Origin of the sequence: Rhizobium ruizarguesonis (assembly GCF_017357285.1) — a bacterium.
In the GTDB taxonomy this organism is placed as follows: Bacteria; Pseudomonadota; Alphaproteobacteria; order Rhizobiales; family Rhizobiaceae; genus Rhizobium; species Rhizobium ruizarguesonis.
Window position 1 is genome coordinate 179085 of the sequence record NZ_CP071681.1, and the last position, 23641, is coordinate 202725.

Annotated in this window: 19 protein-coding genes; 12 read left to right on the forward strand and 7 right to left on the reverse strand. The window is 62.3% G+C overall.

Annotated elements, in window-relative coordinates; translation table 11 throughout:
• The first annotated feature begins 18 nt into the window (after positions 1 to 18).
• From J3P73_RS32005 to J3P73_RS32045, 9 genes are all read left to right on the forward strand, one after another.
• The gene (locus tag J3P73_RS32005; RefSeq protein WP_018071808.1) at positions 19 to 1005 is read left to right on the forward strand and encodes an ABC transporter permease; all 987 of its coding nucleotides are present in this window, start codon (positions 19 to 21) and stop codon (positions 1003 to 1005) included.
• A gap of 12 nt (positions 1006 to 1017) precedes the next feature.
• On the forward strand, positions 1018 to 2151 hold the full coding sequence (locus J3P73_RS32010) for an ABC transporter permease (protein WP_130657581.1): 1134 nt from the start codon (positions 1018 to 1020) through the stop codon (positions 2149 to 2151).
• Complete coding sequence (locus J3P73_RS32015) at positions 2141 to 3190, forward strand: ABC transporter ATP-binding protein (protein WP_130753668.1); 1050 nt, start codon at positions 2141 to 2143, stop codon at positions 3188 to 3190. The genes J3P73_RS32010 and J3P73_RS32015 overlap by 11 nt, the downstream gene beginning before the upstream one ends.
• Complete coding sequence (locus tag J3P73_RS32020) at positions 3190 to 4248, forward strand: ABC transporter ATP-binding protein (RefSeq protein ID WP_207580266.1); 1059 nt, start codon at positions 3190 to 3192, stop codon at positions 4246 to 4248. The genes J3P73_RS32015 and J3P73_RS32020 overlap by 1 nt, the downstream gene beginning before the upstream one ends.
• Positions 4248 to 5081 carry a 5-deoxy-glucuronate isomerase gene (locus J3P73_RS32025; RefSeq protein WP_130666085.1) on the forward strand — a complete coding sequence of 278 codons (834 nt, stop codon included), beginning with the start codon at positions 4248 to 4250 and terminating at the stop codon, positions 5079 to 5081. Before J3P73_RS32020 ends, J3P73_RS32025 begins: the two co-directional genes overlap by 1 nt.
• 69 nt (positions 5082 to 5150) lie before the next feature.
• Complete coding sequence (locus tag J3P73_RS32030; protein WP_207580209.1) at positions 5151 to 7016, forward strand: GH39 family glycosyl hydrolase; 1866 nt, start codon at positions 5151 to 5153, stop codon at positions 7014 to 7016.
• A 29-nt stretch (positions 7017 to 7045) separates the two neighbouring features.
• Positions 7046 to 7861, forward strand: a complete 816-nt coding sequence (locus tag J3P73_RS32035; protein WP_207580210.1) for a sugar phosphate isomerase/epimerase family protein — start codon at positions 7046 to 7048, stop codon at positions 7859 to 7861.
• Positions 7862 to 7864: 3 nt separating this feature from the next.
• Complete coding sequence (locus tag J3P73_RS32040) at positions 7865 to 8881, forward strand: hydroxyacid dehydrogenase (RefSeq protein ID WP_207580211.1); 1017 nt, start codon at positions 7865 to 7867, stop codon at positions 8879 to 8881.
• A complete protein-coding gene (locus J3P73_RS32045; RefSeq protein ID WP_207580212.1) occupies positions 8878 to 10299 on the forward strand; it encodes an enolase-like domain-containing protein in 1422 nt (473 codons plus the stop codon). The genes J3P73_RS32040 and J3P73_RS32045 overlap by 4 nt, the downstream gene beginning before the upstream one ends.
• A gap of 93 nt (positions 10300 to 10392) precedes the next feature.
• Here the strand turns inward: J3P73_RS32045 and J3P73_RS32050 are convergent, their stop codons facing one another.
• The 4 genes from J3P73_RS32050 to J3P73_RS32065 all read right to left on the reverse strand — a co-directional run bounded on the left by J3P73_RS32050 (position 10393) and on the right by J3P73_RS32065 (position 16707).
• Complete coding sequence (locus J3P73_RS32050) at positions 10393 to 10899, reverse strand: efflux RND transporter permease subunit (protein WP_027688884.1); 507 nt, start codon at positions 10897 to 10899, stop codon at positions 10393 to 10395.
• Between the two features lie 104 nt (positions 10900 to 11003).
• A complete protein-coding gene (locus J3P73_RS32055; RefSeq protein WP_207580213.1) occupies positions 11004 to 12140 on the reverse strand; it encodes a patatin-like phospholipase family protein in 1137 nt (378 codons plus the stop codon).
• A gap of 320 nt (positions 12141 to 12460) precedes the next feature.
• Positions 12461 to 15607 (reverse strand): efflux RND transporter permease subunit, encoded by a 3147-nt coding sequence (locus tag J3P73_RS32060; RefSeq protein ID WP_207580214.1) that lies wholly within the window; start codon positions 15605 to 15607, stop codon positions 12461 to 12463.
• The gene (locus J3P73_RS32065) at positions 15607 to 16707 is read right to left on the reverse strand and encodes an efflux RND transporter periplasmic adaptor subunit (protein WP_207580215.1); all 1101 of its coding nucleotides are present in this window, start codon (positions 16705 to 16707) and stop codon (positions 15607 to 15609) included. Before J3P73_RS32065 ends, J3P73_RS32060 begins: the two co-directional genes overlap by 1 nt.
• Before the next feature lie 208 nt (positions 16708 to 16915).
• On the opposite strand from J3P73_RS32065, the gene J3P73_RS32070 reads away from it, so the two are divergent.
• From J3P73_RS32070 to J3P73_RS32080, 3 genes are all read left to right on the forward strand, one after another.
• Positions 16916 to 17602: a response regulator gene (locus J3P73_RS32070; protein ID WP_018483039.1), complete on the forward strand. Its 687-nt coding sequence runs from the start codon at positions 16916 to 16918 to the stop codon at positions 17600 to 17602.
• Between the two features lie 2 nt (positions 17603 to 17604).
• On the forward strand, positions 17605 to 18894 hold the full coding sequence (locus J3P73_RS32075) for a HAMP domain-containing sensor histidine kinase (RefSeq protein ID WP_163884635.1): 1290 nt from the start codon (positions 17605 to 17607) through the stop codon (positions 18892 to 18894).
• Between the two features lie 102 nt (positions 18895 to 18996).
• Positions 18997 to 20451 (forward strand): efflux transporter outer membrane subunit, encoded by a 1455-nt coding sequence (locus J3P73_RS32080; protein ID WP_207580216.1) that lies wholly within the window; start codon positions 18997 to 18999, stop codon positions 20449 to 20451.
• Positions 20452 to 20485: 34 nt separating this feature from the next.
• Here J3P73_RS32080 and J3P73_RS32085 read toward each other — a convergent pair whose 3' ends face one another.
• From J3P73_RS32085 to J3P73_RS32095, 3 genes are read right to left on the reverse strand one after another with little or no spacing between them, the layout of a single operon-like run.
• Positions 20486 to 21322 (reverse strand): HpcH/HpaI aldolase/citrate lyase family protein, encoded by an 837-nt coding sequence (locus J3P73_RS32085; protein ID WP_130691885.1) that lies wholly within the window; start codon positions 21320 to 21322, stop codon positions 20486 to 20488.
• Positions 21319 to 21771, reverse strand: coding sequence for a MaoC family dehydratase (locus tag J3P73_RS32090; protein WP_018071825.1), 453 nt, complete (start codon positions 21769 to 21771; stop codon positions 21319 to 21321). Before J3P73_RS32090 ends, J3P73_RS32085 begins: the two co-directional genes overlap by 4 nt.
• Complete coding sequence (locus tag J3P73_RS32095; RefSeq protein ID WP_163884638.1) at positions 21771 to 23636, reverse strand: acetyl/propionyl/methylcrotonyl-CoA carboxylase subunit alpha; 1866 nt, start codon at positions 23634 to 23636, stop codon at positions 21771 to 21773. The genes J3P73_RS32090 and J3P73_RS32095 overlap by 1 nt, the downstream gene beginning before the upstream one ends.
• Between the last annotated feature and the right edge of the window lie 5 nt (positions 23637 to 23641).

The following is a 23641-nucleotide window of genomic DNA, read 5'->3' on the forward strand; positions in this document are numbered from 1 at the left end:
GTTTGAAGGAGCTTGACCATGGCCGGCTTCATCATCAGACGTCTGCTTTACATGATCCCGATGATGTTCGCGATCTCCGTCGTGACCTTCATCATCATCCAGTTGCCGCCCGGCGACTTCCTGACCGCGATGACCGCGCGTCTTGCCTCGCAGAACGAAACGATCGATCCCGGCGTCATCGCCGGCCTGCGTGAACGCTATGGCCTCGATCAGCCCTGGGCGGTCCAATACTGGAAATGGATCAGCGGCATCCTGCTGCGCGGCGATTTCGGCCAGTCCCTCGATTGGAACAAGCCGGTCAGCGAGCTGATCTGGGCCCGCATGGGCCTGACGATGGTGGTCTCGGTCACCACGCTGCTCTTCGTCTGGGCGGTGGCCTTTCCAATCGGCATCTATTCGGCCGTGCGGCAATATTCGGTGGGGGATTACGTCGCCACTTTCTTCGGTTTTCTCGGCCTTGCCATCCCGAACTTCCTGCTGGCGCTGGTGCTGATGTATGTTTCGGCACAATATTTCGGCCAAAGTACCGGCGGGCTGTTTTCGCCCGCCTATATCAATGCGGTCTGGAGCTGGGCCAAGCTCGGCGATCTCATGTCGCATATGTGGATTCCGGTCGTCGTTCTCGGCACCGGCGCCACTGCAGCGCTGATCCGGATCATGCGCGCCAACCTGCTCGACGAGCTCAACAAGCCCTATGTCGACATGGCCCGCGCCCGGGGCTTGAGCGAAATCCGGCTGTTGTTGAAATATCCGGTGCGGGTAGCACTCAACCCGTTCGTCTCGACCGTCGGCTGGGTGCTGCCGCACCTCGTCTCCGGCTCGGTGGTGGTCTCGATCGTTCTCAGCCTGCCGATCACCGGGCCACTGCTGCTCAATGCGCTATTTGCCCAGGACATGTATCTGGCCGGCACGTTCATCCTGCTGATGAGCATGCTGACGCTGATCGGCACACTGATTTCGGATCTGCTGCTTGCCTGGCTCGATCCACGCATTCGCAACGGCTGAAGGAAGAGATCAATGACCGATCAAGCCATCGCGCTATCACCTGAACGGATCCAGAATTCCGACGCGGTCGCCGGGCAGTGGAAGCTCATCTGGCGGCGCTTCCGTCGCCATCGCCTGGCGCTGGCGGCAGGCGTCGTCATCTTTTTGATCTACCTGGTCGCCCTGTTTGCCGAGGTTCTCGCCCCGGTTTCATCGCAGACCTACGATTCCCGCTACACCTATGCGCCGCCGCAGCAGATCAAGTTCGCCGGCTACGACGCGGCCGGGCAGTTTCATCCGCTCTACGTCAACGGCTATTCGATGAAGGTTGACCCGATCGCGCTCAGCCGCAATTACGTGCCCGATCCGGCCGTCGTCATCCCCCTCGGCTTCTTCGTCAAGGGCGAACCCTATCGGCTCTGGGGGCTGTTTAATTTCGACCGGCACCTGATCGGCCCGATCGAGATGGGCAAACCATTCTACCTGTTCGGCGCCGATCGCCTCGGTCGCGACGTCTTCAGCCGGACGGTCCATGGCACGCGCGTTTCGATGTCCGTCGGGCTGATCGGGGTCGCAATCAGCCTCATCCTCGGCATCATCCTGGGCGGCATCTCGGGGCTCTACGGCGGCTGGGTGGACGATGTGATCCAGCGTTCCATCGAACTCATCAATTCGATCCCGACCATCCCGCTGTGGATGGGCCTTGCGGCTGCCGTTCCGATCAGCGCCGATCCGATCCTGGTCTATCTCTGGATCACGATCATCCTGTCGCTGATCGGCTGGACCGACCTGGCGCGGGTGGTGCGCGGGCGCTTCCTGTCGCTCAAGACGGAAGATTTCGTCATTGCCGCCCGTCTCGACGGCTGCTCGCAGATGCGCATCATCTGGCGGCACATGGTTCCGTCCTTCATGAGCCACATCATCGCCTCGGTGACGCTCGCCATCCCGACGATGATTCTCGCAGAAACCGCGCTCTCCTTCCTCGGCATCGGCCTGCGCCCGCCAGTGGTGAGTTGGGGCGTGCTGCTTCAGGAGGCGCAGAACATTCTCGCCGTCTCGAGCGCACCCTGGCTGTTTCTTCCGGGTCTCGCGGTGATCGTCACCGTTCTGGCCCTCAATTTTCTCGGTGATGGATTACGCGATGCTGCAGATCCCTATGAATACTGATCCCAATTTTGCCGCAGCCGGCGGCCGGCACGGGGATCGCGACCCGCTGATCGAGGTCGTTGATCTCAGGACCCATTTCTTCGGTGGTGCGGGCACCATCAAGGCGGTCGATGGCGTCTCCTTTTCCATCCCGCGCGGCAAGACGGTCTGCGTCGTCGGCGAATCCGGTTCGGGCAAGAGCATCACCGGCCGCTCGATCCTCAACCAGGTTCCGCGGGGAGGGCGGATCGTCTCAGGAGCAATCCGCTACCGGCCGGATCCGGTAGCACCCTTCGTCGACCTGGCGGCGCTCGATCCGCGCGGCCGCGACATGCGGGCAATCCGCGGTGCCCAGATCGGCCTGATCAGCCAGGAGCCGATGGCGGCCCTTTCCCCCGTTCATACGATCGGCAACCAGATGGTCGAAGTGATCCGCCTGCATCTGAAGATGGGAAAAAAGGAAGCGCGCGAACATGCCATCGAGACATTGGCTCTGGTCGGCATCCCGCGGCCGGCCGAGCGTATGGAAAACTATGCCTTCCAGTTTTCCGGTGGCATGCGCCAGCGTGTCTGCATCGCCTTGGCGCTCGCCTGCCGCCCCAAACTGCTGATCGCCGACGAGCCGACGACGGCGCTCGATGTGACCACCCAGGCCAATATCCTTGATCTCCTGGCCTCGCTGCAGGCCGAATTCGGGCTCTCGGTGCTGTTCGTAACCCATGATCTCGGTGTGGTGGCCGAAATCGCCGACGAGGTCGTCGTCATGTATGTCGGCCGGGTCGTGGAGGCAGGCGATGTCGACACGATCTTCCACGCGCCTGTTCATCCCTACACCAAGGCGCTGCTGCAATCGGTGCCGCGCATGCATGGACAACCCACCGAACGGCTCGCGATCATCGATGGGATGGTGCCCTCGCGTTTCAACCGGCCTCCAGGCTGCAGCTTTCATCCCCGATGCAAAGAGGCAAGGGCCGGCCTGTGCGACCAGAGGGATCCGCAGCCCGTCTCCATCGGCGACGGGCATGTCGCCAGCTGTCTGCTTTACGAAGGAAGACAATGATGGTCGATCCCATGACGCAACCAAGCCCTTTGCTCGAACTGAACGATCTCAGGATGCATTTCCCCATTCGCAAGGGCGCGTTCCGGCGTGTGGTCGGACACGTCAAGGCGGTCGACGGCGTTTCGCTTCGCGTCGAAGATGGCGAAACACTCGGCATTGTCGGGGAGTCCGGTTGCGGCAAGTCCACGCTTGCCCGCACGGTCTTGCGCATCTATCAGCCGACCAGCGGCGAAATCCGCTATCGCAGCCGCAGCGGCGGGACGGTCGATCTCGCGGCGTTGTCGGGTTCTGCGCTTGACGAAATCCATCGCGACCTGCGCATCGTGTTTCAGGATCCGCAATCTTCGCTCAATCCGCGCCTTCCGGTCATCGACATCATCGGCGAGGTGCTTGGTGTCAACGGCATCGCCAAGGGCCGGGAACTCGAGCACCGGGTCGCTGAACTCATGCAGAGCGTCGGCCTGCGGCCCGAATACATGCACCGCTATCCCCATGCGTTTTCCGGCGGCGAGCGCCAGCGCATCGGCATCGCGCGGGCGCTGGCGTCCAATCCGCGGCTGGTGATCGCCGATGAGGCCGTTTCGGCGCTCGACGTCAGCGTGCAGGCACAAACCATCAACCTCCTGCAGGACCTGCAGGAACAGTTCGGTCTGACCTATCTCTTCGTCGCTCACGATCTCTCGGTCGTCCGGCACATCTCGGACAATATCGCCGTCATGTATGTCGGTCGGGTCGTCGAAAAGGCGCCGACGGAGCAGATCTTCTCGCGTCCGCTCCACCCCTACACCGAAGCGCTGCTCTCGGCCGTGCCGATCGCCGATCCGCGGATGCGCCGCCACGGCCAGCGCATCCGGCTGGCGGGTGAGGTTGCCGACCCCGCCCATCCGCCTCCCGGCTGCGCATTTCATCCGCGGTGCCGCTACGCCACCGAGCTTTGCAAGCAGGAGGTGCCGAGCTTGCGTACCGTCACCGCCGATGGCCACGCAGTGGCCTGTCATTACGCCGAATCCCTGACGCTTAATCCCTTTGCCGACCGTAACGTTCCGGAGTTCAATTGATGCCCGAATTCATTCCACGCTCCGAGCAGCGTCCTATTGTGGATACCTCCTCCACGACGCTCGATCTCATCTACTTCGATCTCGTCACGCTCGCCTCCAACGAGCAGGACATCCGGCGGCTGCCCGCGCACGAAAGCCTCTACGTCGTGCTTTCGGGTCAGGTGGATATCGAAGTGGATGACATCATGTTCGAAGCGGTGGGCCGGCGAGCCGATATCTGGGGAGGCGATGCGGACTCGGTTTACGCGCCCGTCGGAGCCAATGTCCGGATATCGGCTCGTGGCGCGGCGGCGGAAGTCGCCATTGCCGGCGGCCTCTGCGACACGCGCTACGCCCCGTTTCGGGTGACGCCGGATGAGGTCGATGCGGTCAATGTCGGTTCGTCGGACACGCATAGCCAGCGGCGGATCGTCCATCTGCTAGGCCAACGGCAGAACGGACGCTGCGGCAACCTGCTGGTGAGCGAACTCTATGCCGGCGAAGGCTGCTGGTCCGGCTATCCCCCTCACAAGCACGATACCGAAGACGGCGATGTCGAGACCCGGCACGAAGAACTCTATCACTACCGCTTCCAGCCCGAGACCGGCTTCGGCAGCCAGATCACCTATGACGAAGACGGTCCGGTCAAGATCCTCATGACCCGCAACGGCGACACTGTCCTGGTCGATCGAGGTTACCACCCGACGGTCACCTCGCCGGGGCACCGGGGCTATATCTTTACCATTCTCGTCGGCAAGCATCGCCGGGGGCTGATCCAGCGCTTCGATCCCGCCCATCAGCATCTGACCAAAACCATCCCCGGCATCGATGCGATGCGCGACAAGTTCAAATAATCCGGCTCCTGGTCTCGTGCGCCGGCATTGCGGCGCACTGCCAAACTTCCGCCCAAGGAGAGACGACCCATGCGTGAACGTACGCGAATAAACGTTGATGCCGGTGAAGCGGTACGTCCGTTCAACCGGTTCTGGCGCGGCACCGGCTTTTCGCCGGCCGAGCTGCTGCTCGAGCCCGAGATGCGGCAGATGCTTGCCTATATCGGCGGCCTGCCGAACGAGGGCATCCGGTTCCTGCGGGTGCATTATCTCTACAATCTGCTGAGCGCGAAGGGCGAGGCCGGCTATGACTGGTCCCTGCTCGATCGCGCGCTCGACGTGATGATCGAACACCGGCTGAAGCCGTTCTTCGAGCTGATGGGCAACCCATCCGGCCTGTTCACCGACTATGAAGACATGGACCAGGTCAAGCGCTGGCGGGATCTGGTGACGGCAACCGTCGATCGCTATGGCGCGCGCTACGGCATGGACGAATTGCGCACATGGTATTTCGAAACGACGAACGAGGCCGATTCCGGCTGGTGGACCTACGGGATCAAGGGTTACACCAACTACTATGACGCCTGCGTCGCCGGGCTTGATGCCGTCGATCCCAGCCTGCCGATGGGCGGGCCTGGCACCGCCCGCACGCTGTCGCCGATCTTTCGCGCCCTCATGGCCCATTGCGACAGCGGCACGAGCTGCCTGACCGGCGATGGCCCGCCGCGCCTCGACTACATCTCGATCCACGAAAAGGGCGTCAATGGCAGCAAGGAAGACCTGACTCCGAAAACCAACGGTATCGTCGACCGCACGCTTCTCGTCGTCGACTATCTCAAGGAGCATCACCCGCGCCTGGCGGGCCTGCCCATCATCAACGATGAATGCGATCCGCAGCTCGGCTGGAGCGATCATCATAGCTGGCATGGCAAAGCCTATTACGCCGGCATCATCGCCCGCATCATCGAACAGCACGACCGGCGCATCATTGCCCCGAAGGCGGCGAATTTCACCTTCCTCAGCAATGACCACGCCTTTATCGGCGGCTGGAGCCAGCGCACGATCTTTGCCTATTTCGGTTCGCGCAATTTCACCAAGGCGCAATGGGAGCACAAGACCAATCTGGATATGCTGGTCACGGACGTCGACAGGGCGCCGCCCTTCGACATCATCAAGAAGCCCGGCCTCACATCGATGGAACTGCTGGCAACGCTTGGCGATACCGTTTGCAAGGTGACGGCCGAACCGCCGCTTGCTCCCGACCAGGATGGCCTGGCGATCCTGCCGACGCGGCTGCCGGGCGGCGGTGTTTCCATCAGCCTCATCCATAGCGTCGATGCCATCAACCGTTCCGGTCGGACCGCCGTCCGTCTCGAGGTTGGCGGTTTGGTTCCCGGCCGCCATGCGCTTTGCCTGCTGCGCATCGACGAGGAGTTCACCAATCCGATGGAGGTCTGGGAAGCCCAGCGCGACGAAAGCAATCCGCGTGGGCTCTTCGAGCCGGTCGGCGCGCCGCCCGCACCGACCGAGGCGCAGTTTGCCGACCTGCGCCGGGCGCAGGAGCCCGCCTTGCTGCATCCGATCAGCGTCGTCGACTGCGACGAAGGCCGGATCAGCGTCGATCTGGATGTGCCATTGCCGTCGCTGACGCAGGTGCTTGTCGTTCCCGATATCGGCGCGCCCCCGGCGGCACCGAGCCGCCTTGTCGTCGAACGCTACCTTGGTCTTGGCGGCCGGGAAGAGCGCATGCTGTTCTGGGCCGCCGGCGATGCCAGCCCGGCCATCTTCTACGATGTCCTGGTCAGCACCGATGGCGCGGCTTTTGAAAAGGTCAGTTCAGCGCCGCTGATCTCGACGGCATTCCTGCACATGTCGCCGCCACAGGGCGTGCGTTATGGGGTGTGCGCCCGCGATGCATTCGGTCGCCGCAGCGAACTTTGTCTTTCCCGCTCATGAACGACGCCTTCCTCTTTCGGATCTGATCCATGGATATTGCCTATTTCACCAAGACCCTGGAGGGCCTGCCGCTCGAGAAGGCGGCCGGGATCACGGCCGGTTTGGGATTCGACTGTGCCGATCTCCTTATTCGCGATGGCCATGCCGTTTCCCCAGACAGGCCGGAGGAGATCGTCAATGCCGTAAAGCTCTTTGCCGTGGCCGGCTTGCGCACCCCGATGGCGACCATCGATTCCACCCGGCCCGACGATGCCACATCCCGGCTTCTTAGTTGTTGCGGCGAGGCCGGCATCGGGCAGGTCCGGCTTGGCTTCTGGCGCTACGACCCGTCGCGGCGCTGGCAGGCCCAGGTCGATGAGGCGCGGCACGATCTCGACGGCTTCGAGCGCCTGGCCGAACGCTTCGGCATCAAGCTGACCATCCAGCTTCATGGCGGGACCTTGCACAGTTCGGGCGCGCTGGCCGTGCAATTGCTGGCCGGGCGCGATCCGATCCGGATTGGCGCCTATCCCGATCCGGCCAATCAGATTCGCGATGGAAGCGAAGACTGGCGTCTGACCCTCGATATTCTCGAACCGTGGTTCTGCTGCATGGGCGTCAAGAACAGCGGTTGGTTCCCCGGCGCTTACGGAGCTCATGGCCAACGCGCATGGCATTCGGACTGGTACGGGCTCGACGAAGGCATGGTGCCCTGGAACGAAATCGTCCCGCATCTGGTGGCCACTGGCTTTGCCGGCGTGCTCTCGATGCATTCCCAATACCGCGTCTCCCGAGAGCAGGCGCTCGACAAGGTCCGCGCCGATCTTGCCCATCTCAGGCGCCTGGTCGCCGCAGCGAGAGAGTAGAACATGATTGAACAGGCTCCCGTTATCGCCGTACTGCTGACCGAAAAGACCCGCCGGATGATGCTGGACGATGCGGCGATTGCCCAGTTGAACGCCCTTGGCGAGGTGCGTTGGCCGACCGCCGCCACGATCGACGCAGCCGATGTCGACCAGCTGCTGCAGGGCGCCACGGCATGTCTCACCGGATGGGGCACGCCCCCATTCGATCCCGCCGCGCGTCAGCGCCATCCGCAACTCGCCCTTGTCGCCCATTCGGCAGGCAGCGTCCGCACACTGGTCCCGGCGCGTCTGTTCGACGATGGCATTCGCGTCACGCATGCCGCCTCGAAAATTGCCGCCTCGGTTGCCGAGTTCGTCGTCGCCGAAGCGCTTCTGGCGATGCGCGGCATTCATCGGCTGCATCATCAGTTGCGCGACGGCGGCGAATGGCTCGACGTCCGCGCCGCCGTGCCGCAGAGATTACTTGGCGCCAGAACGGTCGGCATCGTCGGCGCCGGATATGTCGGGCGGGCGGTCATGCGGCTGCTCGTTCCATTCGGTTGCCGCGTGCTGGTCGTCGATCCGTTTCTGAGTGATAGCGAGGCCACGGCACTCGGCGTTGTCAGTGCCGGGCTGGACGATATGCTGGCTCAAAGCGACGTGATCTCGCTGCATGCGCCTGTCTTGCCGGAAACGCGCCGTATGATCGGCGCCCGCGAACTGGCGCTATTGCGTCCCGGCACGCTGTTCATCAACACGGCGCGCTCACAACTGGTCGACGAAACGGCACTGCTCGCCGAAATCCGCTCCGGCCGTTTCGAGGCGGCCTTGGATGTCTTTGACGACGAGCCGCTGCCTCCAGATAGCCCCTTCCGCGACCCCGCAATGGCCAATGTCACCATTTCGCCGCATGCCGCCGGTCACACTGAAGAGGCGCATTTCGCCCAAGGCCAAGCCATGGTGGACGAGATCGGCCGGCTGCTTCGCCGGGAACCGCTCCATCACGAAGTGTCGCGCGCCATGCTCGACCGGATGGCATGATCGTGGACAGTAACATTGGAGGTTCCGTGACGGCGCCGCGCATCAGAGTGATCGAGATCGACGCCTTCGAGCGCGATATCAGGCTGCGCCTGCCGTTCCGCTTTGGTGCGGCAACCCTCGAAAAGGCGCCGCAAGCCTTCCTCAGGGTCCGCGTCGAGGATGAAGAGGGACGAACCGCCCTTGGCGCGGCCGCCGAGATGATGGTGCCGAAATGGTTCGACAAGAACCCGGTGCTGACGCCGGCGCAGAATGTCGATCAGTTGCGCACCTCGATCCGCACCGCTGCGGCTGCTTCGCTCGAACCGTCTGCGCCGGCGACATTGTTTGCCACCGCCCGTCTGAACGAGATGGAGACTGTTCGGCGCCTGCCTGGAAATCCATTGGCGGCCGGTTTCGGTCCGTCGCTCATCGCTCGCGCCGCGCTCGATGCTTATTGCCGCCTGGCCGGCATTTCCTTCTTCGATGCGGTGCGCCGCAATCTCGTCGGCATCGGCGGTCCCATGCTGCCCGGCGACATCGACGCGGACGCCGCCTCGGCGATGCTCGCCAGCCTTCGCCCTGCCGGCGCGATCTCGGCCCGGCATACGATCGGGCTTGTCGATCCGATCAACGAGGGCGATATCGTCCATCCCGTCGGTGACGGCCTGCCGGAAAGCCTCGAGGCGGTGATTGCCCGCTATGGCAACCGCTGGTTCAAGATCAAGCTTTCGGGCGCGATCGATGTCGATATCGACCGCCTGACGCGGATCGCCGCCGTGCTGGACCTCCTGCCCGACTATCGGGTGACGGTCGATGGCAACGAACAGTTTGGCGCCGCCGAACAGCTTGCCGCCTTGCTGGCGCAAATCGAGGCGACCCCCCGGCTGGCGCGGTTGCGCGCGGCCATTGCCTTTGTCGAGCAGCCGTTCTCTCGCGCGATCACCATGGAAACGCCGCTGGGGGACCTGGCGGCGCAATTGCCCTTCCTGATCGATGAGAGCGACGACGGCGACGGCGCCTTCGCCGCCGCCAGGCGGCTCGGTTATACCGGCGTCTCCTCGAAAACCTGCAAGGGCATTTACCGCTCGCTCATGAAGGCGATCCGCATCAGAACCGGAACCGCGCCGGGACTGTTCCTCTCGGGCGAGGATCTGACCTGCCAGGCGGGGCTTGCCGTGCAGCAGGATCTGGCGCTGGTCTCCTTGCTCGGCCTCTGTCATGTCGAGCGCAATGGCCATCACTATGTGGCAGGCATGCAGGGTGCGCCGCAGGCCGAGAAGGCGCGCTTCGCCGCGGCCCATCCTGATCTCTACGAGCAGGGTGGTGACGGACCGCTCCTGTCGATCCGCGACGGACGGATAGCCATCGCTTCGCTCGGGGCGGTCGGCTACGCAAGCGGCGCCTTGCCCGATTTCGAAGCGATGCCCCCATTGTCATGACGCCCGGCAATGTTCAGCATGAGATAGGGCGTGCTGCCCTGTTGAACTGTTCGATCTGTCCGGCAAACGCGCCCTGATCACCCGGAGCATCGATCACCCCGTTCCTCCAATTGAAATGTCGTCCAGTAGAGCATGACGCTCTATTCGAACGTTTTCTGCGCGGCCTGATTGGATGCCGGGACTTAAGAAAACAGCAATTGAGATATAATTCTTTGAATCAAGCTTCAGCAACCACCGCCAAATCTCGGCAAATATGATTTTCCGCTCCGCGAAGCGGCAACGCAGAATATTGCGATGTGCCTTGGACACACGACACTCCGGATTGAACTGAGATCGAACTCTAATAGCCGCGTGGACGTTAAGCGCGGTTAAGGAAGTGTAAAGTTTGGTAAAGGTTCTTTCTGCGATGCGGGCGAGGTACGCTGTTGGCAGAGAAGATGTAGGACGCGCAGGCGGCGCGAGGCTGCCTGCGAGGGAACACGTCCCGCGGTCTCGTTCCGCGAGCGAGAGCGGCAGAGCCATCAGAAGCGTGAACGGCTGCAGGAAGTCGTGAAAGAGCAGGACGAGGATCGCATAGATGCAGAACACGCCGATCGCCATGGCGAGGCCGAAGCTCTGGAACAGCTCCGAACTGCGCTGAAGTTCGCCCTTTTCGACGAGAGTGACGCCCGACGCTCGTCAATTCGTCGGCGACTTGCGGTCGATCAGCGAAAAACCGGGCTGTCTCTCCACAGGGTTCCAGCCATGAGCTCTGCATATCCGAGACTGTAGACGGCGCACATGTACTGAGTGTTGAACGGATCGAGCATGGAATAGGGAACTTGCACGTCGATCGATGCGAGGTGGAAATGCGCACCCGTCAATTTTGAATAGTTATAGAGCGCCGTCAGCGCGCTCTGCGTCTGGGATTTGACGAAAATAGAGAACGCTCTTGCGATCACGGATAGCGTTGTGTCGGGCGTCTTGGCAAATTCGGGCATGAGTGCATTGTTGACGATTACGTAAAAATTAACGGCCGTCCGCTTTGCCGGGCCGAGGCGATGGGAGCTCGTCAGGAGCGCCTGCGGGAGCATCAGCACCTGAGAGGCCGAACCTCCATCCGAATGCATTTCCTCGAAGCGGCGTCCTCCGGATTCGGCCTTTATCATCACCGCCGGATAAACGCCCGGTATGCTTGCCGAGGCTACCATGATGTCCTGAAACAGCCTCAGCGTATCCGGCCGACCACTGGCTGCGATGGCGCCCATGTTCCAAACAACGGCTCTCTGCGTGTCGAGGTTGGTCGTCAGGACGAGGAGGCGGCGGCCCTTGCAATGCTCGGCTGCAACCTGCCGCAGGATTGCCGGCGTGATGAATTGCTCGATCATTCGCCGCAAAGGATCGGCTTTGAGCAAGCTCGGACCAATCAATCCGCTGGCTCGCTTGCTGCTTGCAAGCTCTTCGGCGACGCCGCTCGTGTAGAGGTGCACCAGAGTGTCGTCATAGGCCGATCCGAGAAATGCAAAAGGCGCGATCAGGGCTCCCGTGCTTACACCAGTCACGATATCGAACCGAGGACGGGTTTTCGTTGCGCTCCACGCGGAAAGGACGCCGACGCTGAAGGCGCCGCCGGCGCCGCCACCTGAAATCATCAGCACGTCGAAGCGATCCCGCTTGGTCGCCGGCTCCCAATCGATATCTTTCGGCGCTTCGTCGAGCCGAGCATCCAGATATGTCCGAATCTCGCCATAACCGGCAATCGAAGCCGTTTCCGCCTCCTTCGCATCGAGCGCTCTGTCCATGGTCTCGGTGCACCCAGGCAAGACAAAAGCGAAAGAGAGCAAGGCGATCAGTACTCGCATCGGGCCTGTTTTCAAAGCCAAACCCGTTTCAACGGTCCATTATCCGACCGCCTCCCTGGCGCATAATTCCTGAAATCGAAATTCTCTTTAGGAATTATGCAGAAATTCAAAGGGTTACAGCGTCCTTTGTGCGTCTGAAAGACGCTCGACGCTGTCGTGGTGGCAGGACCCGCAGGCGGCGCGAGGCCGCCTGCGGGGGTACACGTCCCGCGGTCTCGTTCCGGGGGAGGGAATTCGACCGAAGAGGTTGCCATGAAGGTCGTCGGGCGTCGCCCGCATTGGGCGCGCGACCATCTGGCCGATAGCTCGCCGAGAGGAGGTCATCTCTGACCTTGCCCTCGCTTCGAAAGCTCGGGCTTGAAGGCGATCGCTGCTCGATCGTTGGATGCCTGCGGTTCCGCGTCGGCGGTGTCAGGCCCGGTCCGGTGAACGAGGTGCTTGAGCGCTTCGTTGAGGTCGTCGACGAAGGTGAAGATGACAGGGATGACGACGAGGCTGAGCAACGTTGACATCATCACGCCGCCGATCACCACAATTGCCATCGGCTGCCGGAAGCTGGAATCGCCGCCCGTCAGGCTGAGTGCAACCGGAAGCATGCCGCATGCCATGGCGATCGTGGTCATGATGATCGGTCGTGCGCGCTTGTGGCAGGCATCCACGAGGGCATCGAACCGGGGCATGCCCTGACGGCGCGACATGATCGCGTATTCGATGAGAAGGATGGAGTTCTTCGTCACCACGCCCATGAGCATGAGCAGCCCGATGACGGCCGACATCGAGAAGCTGGTTCCGGTCACCACCAGCGGCACCAGCGCGCCGCCGAGCGAGAGTGGCAGAGCCATCAGAAGCGTGAACGGCTGCAGGAAGTCGTGAAAGAGCAGGACGAGGATCGCGTAGATGCAAAACACCCCGATCGCCATTGCAAGGCCAAAGCTTTGGAACAGCTCTGAGCTGCGCTGAAGTTCGCCCTGTTCGACGAGAGTGACGCCCGACGGCAGATGCTGAAGCGCCAGCAGCGCCTGCGCCTCGCGGTTGACGTCGCCCAGGATGCGGCCGTTGAGCTCGACGGAAAGCGTAACATTGCGCATCCGGTCGATGCGGTCGATCTCCGACGGGCTGCCGCCGATCCGGATATCGGCGATCGATCCGAGATCGACATTGCCGTTCGTTCCTGCCACTCGCATGTTCTTGATGTCGTCGAGCTTCGTGCGTGTCTCGGGGCTGAAGCGAACGACGATCGGAACCTGACGCTGCGGCAGGTTGAGCTTTGGCAGATCGGCGGAGTATTCCCCATCCGTCGCCACGCGCACGGCTTCGGCAATGGCGCTCGAGGTCACTCCGAGCGCTGCTGCGCGGGCGAAGTCGGGCGTGATCTGGATTTCCGGCGCCTGCCTGGCTGCGGTCGATGTCACCGCGCCAATGCCCTGCAGCGTGCGCAGCTGCTCTTCGAGCGCCGTGCTTGCGCTGTCAAGCGCATTGGCATCATCACTGGCAAGGGTGATCTCCAGCTTCGTACCGTTGCCGCCGCCGCCGACCGCGATCCGCACACCGGGCAGGACCGAGAGAGCCTGCCGGATGTCGTTTTCGATTTCCGACTGCTTGCGGTCACGCTCGCCGATGGGCGACAGCACAGCGACGATCGTGGCGGATCCGACACTGCTCGTGGTGCTGGAGTCGGGGCCACCGCCCGAGGATGCGGAACCGACCGAGGAAAAGACATGTGTCACGTCCTGGAGCTTGCTGATGATATCGGCGGCCTTCGTGGTCGTGGCGTCCGTCTGCTCGATAGTAGCACCCGGCTGCATGGTGAGCGTGATCTGGGCTCGCGCATCGTCGGAAGCGGGCAGGAAGCCGGATTTCAGGAGTGGGATGGTGGCAAGCGAAAGTGCGACGACGATGGCAGTCACGGCCACCGTGGTTTTCCTGCGGTTCATGGCGGCTTTCACGATTGCCAGATAGGCGCGCATGATGCGGCCGTCCTTTTCCTCGCTCGGATGGGCCTTCATGAAATAGGCGGCCATCATCGGCGTCAGCAGCCGTGCGACGACGAGCGAGACGAGGACCGCCACGGCGGCAGTGATACCGAACTGGCGGAATATAAGTCCCGGTATGCCGCTCATGAAGGCCGTTGGCAGGAAGACCGCGACCAGCGTGAAGGTGGTCGCGATGACGGCGAGTCCGATCTCGTTGGCCGCCTCCAGAGCGGCGTCGATCGGCCGCTTGCCCATCTGCAGGTGGCGAGCGATGTTCTCGACCTCGACGATGGCATCATCGACAAGGATGCCGACCACGAGCGACAGCGCCAGCAAGGTGACGACATTCAGGCTGAAGCCGGCCAGATACATGACGAGGAAGGTCGGTATGACCGACAGCGGCAGCGCCACGGCCGACAGGATCGTCGCACGCCAGTCCCGAAGGAAGAGCCAGACGACGATGATCGCCAGGATCGCGCCTTCGTACAGCATGTGCATCGAACCATCGTAGTTGTCGATGATCGGCCCGATCGTGCTGTAGGCCTCCTCGATCTGCACGTTGGAATGCTTGGCTGCGAACTGTTTCATCGCCTCGTCGACGTCGGCCGCGACACTGCTGTCCGAAAAACCGTTCGAGCGCTTGATCTCGACCGCGACCACCGGCTTGCCGTCGAGATAGGCCATCGAGGACCGCTCGGCGAAGCTGTCCGTGACGGATGCGACATCGTCGAGGCGAACCTGCTGCCCGTTGGCCAGGGGAATTCTGAGCTCCTTCAGAGCATCGACCGACGCCACCGCACCGAGCGTGCGCAATGTCTGACGGGTGCCGCCAATCTCCCCAAGGCCACCTGATGTATCGGCCTGAACCGACTTCAATTGCGCCGACACAGTGGTCGCCGTCACGCCGAACGCGGCCATCGTCGTCGGATCGAGGTCGACGTGAACCTCGCGGTCGACACCGCCGATGCGATTGACCTGTCCGACGCCCGGTACCGACAGGAGCGCCTTGGTCAGATCGTTGTCGATGAACCAGGAGAGCTCGGTTTCATTGAGGACGGCAGACCGAATGGCATAGGTGACCAGCGCCGAACTCTGTACGGTGACTTTGGTGACGCTTGGCGTTTGCATCTGCGCCGGCAGATCGGCCGTTGCGCTGTCCACGGCATTACGGACCTCGTTCAGGGCCGTTTCGCTGTCCTTCTCCAGTTTGAAGGAGACGCTGATTGACACCGTGCCGTCGGTTATCGTCGTGGTGACGTGGTCGAGATAGCTCAGCGAGGCAAGATTGTCCTCGATCGTGCGGGCGACCTCCGTCTCGAGCTGCGCCGGTGCGGCGCCATCGAGCGTCGCGGTAATTTTGATGGTCGGGAGGTCCATATCGGGGAAGTTCTGGACCGACAGATGCTTGAAGGCCAGCAAACCGCCGACGGCAAGCATCGCAAAGAGCAGGATCGCCGGTACCGGATTGCGGATCGAAAATGCGGAAAAGTTCATCAACCTTCTCCCGCAATCTTCACGAGATCGTTGTCCGACAGAAACGCTCCGCCCGACGTCACCACTCTCGCCGAGAAATCTATGCCGGAGACGATCTCGACTTCGCCGTCGGTGCGGCGGCCGGTCTCGACCCGCACCCGTCTTACTCGCTTGTCCTCGCCGGCCGTGAAGACATAGTTTATCCCGTCACGGAAAACGATCGCTGTCTCCGGAACCGTCAGCGCCGGCGTGGTCGTCAGTTCGATGGTGCCGGTGACATAAAGACCGGTGCGCGGCTGAACGTCCTTGGGAAGCGCGACATAGACGATCGCCCGGCTTGTATTGGTGTCGATCGAAGGTCCGACGAGCCTTACCTTGCCCTGAATGGGACGCCCGTCCGGCCCGTCGATGTCGACGCGCAATCCTTCCGAGATGCGTGAGAGGTAGCGGGCCGAAACTTCGGCCTGCCATTCGACCCGCTGCTGGCGGACCAGGCGAAACAATTCGGTGCCCGACGAGACGACCGCGCCGAGTTCGGCCGATCGCGAGGTTATCAGGCCGTCGTCGACGGCCGTGACGGTCGTCTGGTCGAGCTTGATCTTCTGGCTGTCGAGCGCCGCCTCTTCAGACGCAAGACTTGCCGTCGCCGTCTGTTCGTCGGCGAAATATTCGACAATCTTCTCATCCGAAAGGGCGCCCGAAGAGCGGAGCTGCCGAGCCCGGTCCGCATTGGCCTTCGCCTTTGTCAGGTTTGCCTGAGCGGTCACGACGGCCGCCTCCTGCTTGCGAAGGTCGGCCTGGACGCTGTCCTGCGACAGCCGGACGAGGGTCTGCCCCTTCTTGACCACGGAGCCGACGTCGGCCAGGATTTCGGTTACGCGCAGGCCACTCGTCTCGGAAGCGATGATCGCTTCCTGCCAGGGCTTCAGCCAGCCGCTTGCGGGAACGGTTTCCGGCCAGTCTCGTTGCGCCGGCGTCACCAGCGAGACGGTCAGGGCGGGTGCGGCGGATTGATCCGCCATGGCATTGCGCAGGGGAAGCAGGAGCGCTGCCGCAACAAGAGCGGCAGCGAATATTCTGGGCGGTTTTCTCAACGATGCATTCCTTGTGGTCGAAGGCATTGGTGCCTTTTCCCGAGCTGTGCCAACTCGATGAAGGATTGCGGCTCATGTGGAGGCAACCCGATCCTGGCTCGCGGTGATGTCATGGCAGGATAAGTAACGGGGTGAACGTTAAGTGCGGTCAAGTTAGTGTTAAGTTAGGTAAAACCCGGTCGCGCGGCTGTGTTTGTGCTGTATGGCTTACCCGGAACAATGACGGACGAAGTGAATGAACAAGGTTCTCCTCATCGACGACGATGCCGAGCTGACGACGCTTCTGCAGGAATATCTGGTCGAAGAAGGATATGAGGTCGTCACCGATACGGACGGTCGCGCCGCCATTGCGGCGGCGGCCGGCAATACGGTCGATATTATCGTGCTCGACATCATGATGCCTCGGATGAACGGGATCGAGGTTCTGCAGAGGATCAGGAAGCTCAGCCAGGTCCCGGTGCTAATGCTGACCGCAAGGGGCGATGACGTCGACAGGATATCGGGTCTCAATCTGGGCGCCGACGACTATGTGCCGAAGCCATGCTCGCCGGGCGAACTTGCGGCGAGACTGCGCGCTATCCTCCGCCGGGCAGGCCAGCCGGCGGCCGGTACTTCGACCGACACGATAAGGGCGGGAAAACTCGTGATACATCCGAGCAGCAGGATCGCCGAATGGCGCGGCGAAAGCTTGGAACTGACCGGCACGGAATTCAGCCTGATCGAGGTCCTCGCCCGCAGCGCCGGCCAGCTCGTGTCGAAGCAGGACATTTCGAAGCGGGCCTTCGGCAAGCCGCTGACCCCGTTCGATCGCCGTATCGACGTTCATATCAGCAGCGTTCGTCAGAAGCTCGGACTGAGAGAGGACGGACAATCCTGGATCCAGTCCGTTCGCGGCCAGGGCTATCAACTTCTCGTGGACTGACCATGCCCCGGCTTTTCTGGAAATTCTTCACGACGATCTGGCTGACGATGGCGGCGACAGTCGGCGTGATCTTCCTGCTCGTCAATTTTCTCCAGGGGGTTCCTTTTGCGCGCGAACTGGAGGAAGAGCGGCGAGCGATCGCCCTGAATCTCACCGCAAACGTGCTCGCCAGAGATGGCGAAGATGCCGCCACGCATTTCGTGCGCACAAGCGAAGAGACGCTACCGTCTGGTCTGACGATCTCCAAAACTGCGAAAGCCGATGCCTGTGCGGTTCCAAAGACCGTCGATACAAGATCCGTGCAGAAGGACGGGGTTTGCTATCAGATTTCCCTGCCGGTCCAGGCGACGTTCACCTTCGACAACATTGGTCCCTTCATACCGTGGCTCGCGATCCTGATTTCGAGCACGATATCGGCAGGTGCACTCGCCCGGTACCTCATTCGTCCCGTCGTGCATCTGCGTGATGGCTTGAGCGCGCTCGCCCATGGCCGCTTCGACTTCCGCATCGGTGACAAGATGGCCGGCCGAAAGGACGAGGTTACCGCGCTTGCTCATGACTTCGATTCCAGCGCCGCCCGGCTTCAGGAGCTTCAGGATGCGCAGCAGCGGTTGTTCCATGATGTCTCCCACGAACTGCGTTCGCCTTTGTCCCGCCTGCAGGCCGCTGTCGGCGTCCTGCGGCAGAGCCCGGCCAAACTCGGCGCCATGCTGGACCGCATGGATCGGGAGGTCGAACGGCTCGATGCACTGGTCGGCGAAGTTCTGACGCTTGCCAGGTTGACTGCGGGATCCAGCCGGCCGCTGAAAACGCACACTCTTGATGTCATCGAACTCCTGAACGAAATTCTCGGCGATGCGGCATTCGAAGCCCAGGCGCGGGAGGTCTCAATCACAACCAGTGTCGAGGGCGTCTTCCGCGCAGAAGTCGAAGGCGAACTGATCTACAGGGCGCTCGAAAACGTCGTCCGCAACGCCGTCAAGTACACGGCCGAGCATTCGCGCATATCAGTATCTTGCGAGACGACCGACGAGCGGCTCAAAATCTGTGTCACCGATCAAGGGCCCGGTGTCAGGCGGGACGAACTCGAACGGATCTTCCAGCCGTTCTCACGCGGAAACGAGGCTGTACCGAGAGGCGGATATGGCCTGGGTCTTGCAATCACCAGGCAGGCCATCGAGCGCCATGGCGGGCGTGTGCATGCGTCGTTGCCGGATGCCGGAGGTCTGGCAATCACCCTGGAGCTTCCCAGAAAACCGACGCCCTATGGTTCGGTTGACCACCAAGCCTGATCCGGCTCCCTGCGATTTTACCTAACTTTACAGTGTCTTTACCGCCATTAACGTTGGCGCCGCTAAGCCTGAACCTACGATCCCGGTTCAGAAAGCTCGCCAGTGACTCCGTCGCTCTGCACGAAAATATCGTCCCTCCGCTACGCCGCATCGGCATTCACGCTTCTGCTGGCGGGCTGCGTCAGCGGCCCGGATCACGTTCCCCCACAGATGCCGCTTCCTGCGAAATTCCAAGAGGGCGGGAGCAAGAGCAACAGCGATGTCGTGGCGGCGCAGTGGTGGACGGCCTATCGTGACAAGCAGCTCGATGGCCTGGTGGCTCATGGTCTCAGCGAGAACCTCGATGTCCTGCAGGCGCTCGAGCGCATCAATTCGGCTTCCGCCGATGTCACGGTTGCCGGTGCCGGTGGCCTGCCGAGCCTCGATGTCGGCGCATCGCACACCGTGTCCGGTGAGAAGGGTTCGCAGCGTACGACCATCGGCACCACGAACACGACAGGTGGCGAGGCCAGCCTTTCCTGGCTGCTCGACTTCTTCGGCCAGTACCGTCGCTCGAAGGAGAGTGCGATTGCCTCGCTGGGGGCCGCCTATGCAACGGCCGACAATGCAAAGCTCACCTTCCTGAAAGACCTGGTCGAGAGCTATATCGACGCCCGCTATTACCAGGAGCGCATTGCGCTTTCACAGGCGAGCTTGAATTCGCGCCAACAGACTTACGAACTCACGCAGCTGCAGCTCAAGGCAGGTGCGGCCTCCCGCCTCGATGTCGTTCAGGCCGAGGGTCTGGTACAGTCGACAAAGTCCGACATTCCTGGCCTCCAACAGAGCTTCACCGAATCGGCCCATCACATTGCCACTCTGCTCGGGATGCCGGCGGCCTCGCTGATGGGCGAACTGCAGGAAAGCGCCGGTCAGCCAGTTTTCCGCGGCGACATTCGCGCCGGCATTCCGGCCGACCTCATCCGCAACCGTCCCGATATCCGCAAGGCAGAACGCGACCTGGCGGCGGCCGTCGCCGATATCGGTGCTGCCGAAGCCCAGCTTTATCCATCGATCTCGCTCTCCGGTTCGATCTCGCCGAGCTGGGTCAAATCATCGGGCGCCAGTGGCGGAACTCTGACCAGCTGGTCGTTCGGGCCGACGCTCAACCTGCCGATCTTCGACGGCGGCAAATTGCGGGCGAATGTCGATATCGAGAAATCCGATGCCAAGACCCAGTATCTCGCCTGGAAAGAGGCGGTGCTGAACGGGGTCGAAGAGGTGGAAAACGCGCTGTCGGCGGTTCGCCACGACACGCAGACACTGGCGCCGCTGCGCAGGCAGGTGCAGACGGCTGAGGAATCACTCGCGCTTTCAACGACGAGCTATAAAGACGGCGCCTCGTCGCTGCTTGACGTCCTGGACGCTCAACGTTCGGTCTCCGATGCCCAGGCAAGCCTTGCAGCCACCGTGCAGGAGGTTGCCAAGGACTATGTGGATCTCTATGTCGCCATCGGCGCCGGCTACCTGACAGAACAAGGGCAGAATGCTCCCGAGCGAATGGCGAAGTCAGACTAATTGGCCGTAGACAGTCAAGCGAGCGGCTCGCTGGCTATCGGCCTGATATCTCCAGGATGCGGAGGGCAAGCTTGAGATGCGGCAAGTCCAGCATGCGTCCGTCAAGCTGGATGACGCCCGCGTCGGGCCTGGCGGCAAAGGCGGCGGCGACTTTCTCTGCCCAGGCGATCTCGGATGCGTCCGGCGTGAAGGCGTGATTGATCGTTTCGACCTGGCTCGGATGGATGGCCATCATCCCGGAAAAGCCGTCGCGCCGGGCTCGGCCGACATAGGCCCTGAGACCGTTGAGATCGTGGAAATCGGGATAGACGGTGTCGATTGCCGGAACGGCGGCGGCATGGGCCGCAAACAGCGTGAGCGAGCGGGCAAGCTCGTAGGGCGGCGTGTAGCGGCCATCCGTCCTGCGCGCGGTCGTAGCCCCTATCGCGGCAGACAGATCCTCAGCACCCCAGGTCAGGCCGCAGAGGCTGCTCGCGACATCCCGGTAGCTGCCGATCTCGAAGATCGCGGATGGCGTTTCGGTTGCGATCGGCAAGATGGGAATTGCAGATGCAAGAGAGCCTGCAAGCTTCAGCACCGAAGCAGCGCCCTCGGCCTTCGGCAGCACGATCGCGAAAGGATGAAGGCCGCTCAAAGCGGCAAGGTCGCCTTCGAATTCTGGCGAGGCGAGGGGATTGATGCGGATCAGGAGAGGGGTCTCGCCGGCATGATGCAAGACGAATTCGTGCACGCTTTCACGCGCTTTCGGCTTGTTTATGGGCGCAACCGAATCCTCCAGGTCGAGAATGACGGCATCGGCGCCTGAGGTGAGCGCTTTTTCGAAACGCTCCGGCCGGTCACCGGGCGCAAAGAGTAGCGAGCGCAGCCTCATGACGGTTTCACCTTCAGCATTGCCGTGCGCAGGCACTGGCAGACGATCTCGCCGCGCTGGTTCAGGGTGATATGCCGGAAGGTGGCGATGCCGGCATCGGGGCGGGAGTTCGAGCGACGCAGCTCCATCACCTCCGTTTCCACCCGCAGCGTATCGCCGATGAAGACCGGCTTTGGCATCGTCACCTTGTCATAGCCGAGATTGGCGACGAGCGTACCGAGCGTGGTGTCGCCGACCGAGAGGCCGACGGTGAGCGCAAAGGTGAAGGTGCCGTTGACGACGATCCGGCCGAATTCGGTGCCGGCCGCATAATCGGCATCGAGATGCAGCGGCTGCGGATTGTGGGAAAGCGTCGTGAACAGCAGATTGTCGGTCTCGGTGACCGTGCGGCGGATGTCGTGGGCGATGCGGTCGCCGACCGTCCACTCGTCGAAATAACGGCCGGCCATCAATCCTGCTCCTTCACGATGTTGACGACCAGCTGGTTTTCCGAGACCCTGATCCCCGAGGAAACCTGCAGCTTTTCGACGATGCCGTCGAAGGGCGCACGCAGAGAATGTTCCATTTTCATCGCTTCGACTGTCAGCAGGCGGTCCCCCTTGGCGACACGATCGCCTTCGGCGACATCCACCGAAATGACGAGGCCGGGCATGGGAGAAAGGATCGCGCCATCGCCGGCACCCTGACTTGCCTCGACTTCGCTTGCCACGGGCAGGCTGATCGGCCAGGCGTTGCCGGCGTCGAAAAGCACCGTGGTTTCACCGATCGTGACGGCATTTGTCTCAAGCTCCGGACGTGACTGCCCCCAAAGGAGTTGCTCGCCGATACGGATGCGCACCCTCTTGTCATCCGCGCCGGCGATGCGGAATCCGGCAAGGGCGGACCAGGGATCACCATCCGTATTTCTTGAGAGCACGGTGGCCGCGGTGTCGATTGCGATTTCGCTCGGCTCCATCGCCACCAGGCTATCGCCATGGCGGTCGAGAAAGCCGGTATCGATCCGAGCTGCGCAAAAATCCGGGTCGACGGCGATGCGGGCAAGCAGGCCGGCATTGGATTTGACCGGCCAGACCTCGATGCCGGCGCAGGCGGCTGCGAGCTTCGAAAGTGCCGCCTCGCGGTTCGACCCATGGGCAATGATCTTGGCAATCATCGGGTCATAGAAGGCGGTGATGTCATCCCCTTGCTCGACGCCGCTATCGACACGGACGGTTTGCGGCAGGCTGAGATGTTCGAGCCGGCCGGTCGAGGGCAGATAGCCGGCGGCGGGATTTTCGGCATAGAGGCGGGCTTCGAACGCCCAGCCGTTCATGGCGATCTCGTCCTGCAATTTCGGCAGCGGTTCGCCGCTAGCGACCTTCAACTGCCAGAGCACCAGATCCTCGCCAGTAATTGCCTCGGTGACCGGGTGTTCCACCTGGAGGCGGGTGTTCATCTCCATGAACCAGATGCGATCTTCGCGCAGGCCTTCCGAGGCATCGGCGATGAATTCGATGGTGCCGGCGCCGACATAATTCACCGCTCTTGCGGCTTTCACTGCGGCATCGCAGATTGCCGCGCGCGTTGAGGCATCGAGGCCGGGGGCAGGGGCCTCCTCGATAACCTTCTGGTGACGGCGCTGCAGCGAACAGTCACGTTCGAAGAGATGAACGCAATTGCCGAGCGTATCGGCGAAAACCTGCACCTCGATATGGCGCGGATTGGCGATATAGCGTTCGATCAGAACGCGGTCGTCGCCAAAGGAAGCGGCCGCTTCACGGCGACAGGAGGCGAGAAGTTCGGCGAAATCTTGCGCGCGGTCGACGCGGCGCATGCCCTTGCCGCCGCCGCCAGCGACCGCTTTGATGAGCACGGGATAACCGATGGTGTCCGCCTCGGCCGCCAGCCTTTCTTCGCTCTGGTCCGCGCCCATATAGCCGGGGGTCACGGGCACGCCTGATGCCTGCATCAATTCCTTCGCCGCGTCCTTGAGCCCCATCGCCCGGATGGCGGCGGGCGGTGCGCCGACCCAGATGATGCCGGCCTTTTCCACCGCTTCGGCAAATCCGGCATTTTCCGAAAGGAAACCGTAGCCGGGATGGATCGCCGCAGCGCCGGTTTTCCGGGCGGCCTCGAGGATGCGGGTCTGAGAGAGATAGCTTTCGCGGGCCGGCGAGGGGCCGACGGCGATCGCCTCGTCCGCTTCCCTCACGAAGGGCAGGCCGGCATCGGCCCCGGAATAGACGGCGATGGTGCGGATGCCGAGCACCTTGGCCGAGCGGATGATGCGGCGGGCGATTTCGCCCCTGTTGGCAATGAGAAGACTTTCCATCATCGGCG

Coding starts and splice junctions, on each gene's coding strand:
- J3P73_RS32005 (WP_018071808.1), top strand. CDS start 19: ATGGCCGGCTTCATCATCAGACGTCTGCTTTACATGATCCCGATGATG.
- J3P73_RS32010 (WP_130657581.1), top strand. CDS start 1,018: ATGACCGATCAAGCCATCGCGCTATCACCTGAACGGATCCAGAATTCC.
- J3P73_RS32015 (WP_130753668.1), top strand. CDS start 2,141: ATGAATACTGATCCCAATTTTGCCGCAGCCGGCGGCCGGCACGGGGAT.
- J3P73_RS32020 (WP_207580266.1), top strand. CDS start 3,190: ATGGTCGATCCCATGACGCAACCAAGCCCTTTGCTCGAACTGAACGAT.
- J3P73_RS32025 (WP_130666085.1), top strand. CDS start 4,248: ATGCCCGAATTCATTCCACGCTCCGAGCAGCGTCCTATTGTGGATACC.
- J3P73_RS32030 (WP_207580209.1), top strand. CDS start 5,151: ATGCGTGAACGTACGCGAATAAACGTTGATGCCGGTGAAGCGGTACGT.
- J3P73_RS32035 (WP_207580210.1), top strand. CDS start 7,046: ATGGATATTGCCTATTTCACCAAGACCCTGGAGGGCCTGCCGCTCGAG.
- J3P73_RS32040 (WP_207580211.1), top strand. CDS start 7,865: ATGATTGAACAGGCTCCCGTTATCGCCGTACTGCTGACCGAAAAGACC.
- J3P73_RS32045 (WP_207580212.1), top strand. CDS start 8,878: ATGATCGTGGACAGTAACATTGGAGGTTCCGTGACGGCGCCGCGCATC.
- J3P73_RS32050 (WP_027688884.1), bottom strand. CDS start 10,899: ATGGCGATCGGCGTGTTCTGCATCTATGCGATCCTCGTCCTGCTCTTT.
- J3P73_RS32055 (WP_207580213.1), bottom strand. CDS start 12,140: ATGCGAGTACTGATCGCCTTGCTCTCTTTCGCTTTTGTCTTGCCTGGG.
- J3P73_RS32060 (WP_207580214.1), bottom strand. CDS start 15,607: ATGAACTTTTCCGCATTTTCGATCCGCAATCCGGTACCGGCGATCCTG.
- J3P73_RS32065 (WP_207580215.1), bottom strand. CDS start 16,707: ATGCCTTCGACCACAAGGAATGCATCGTTGAGAAAACCGCCCAGAATA.
- J3P73_RS32070 (WP_018483039.1), top strand. CDS start 16,916: ATGAACAAGGTTCTCCTCATCGACGACGATGCCGAGCTGACGACGCTT.
- J3P73_RS32075 (WP_163884635.1), top strand. CDS start 17,605: ATGCCCCGGCTTTTCTGGAAATTCTTCACGACGATCTGGCTGACGATG.
- J3P73_RS32085 (WP_130691885.1), bottom strand. CDS start 21,322: ATGAGGCTGCGCTCGCTACTCTTTGCGCCCGGTGACCGGCCGGAGCGT.
- J3P73_RS32090 (WP_018071825.1), bottom strand. CDS start 21,771: ATGGCCGGCCGTTATTTCGACGAGTGGACGGTCGGCGACCGCATCGCC.
- J3P73_RS32095 (WP_163884638.1), bottom strand. CDS start 23,636: ATGATGGAAAGTCTTCTCATTGCCAACAGGGGCGAAATCGCCCGCCGC.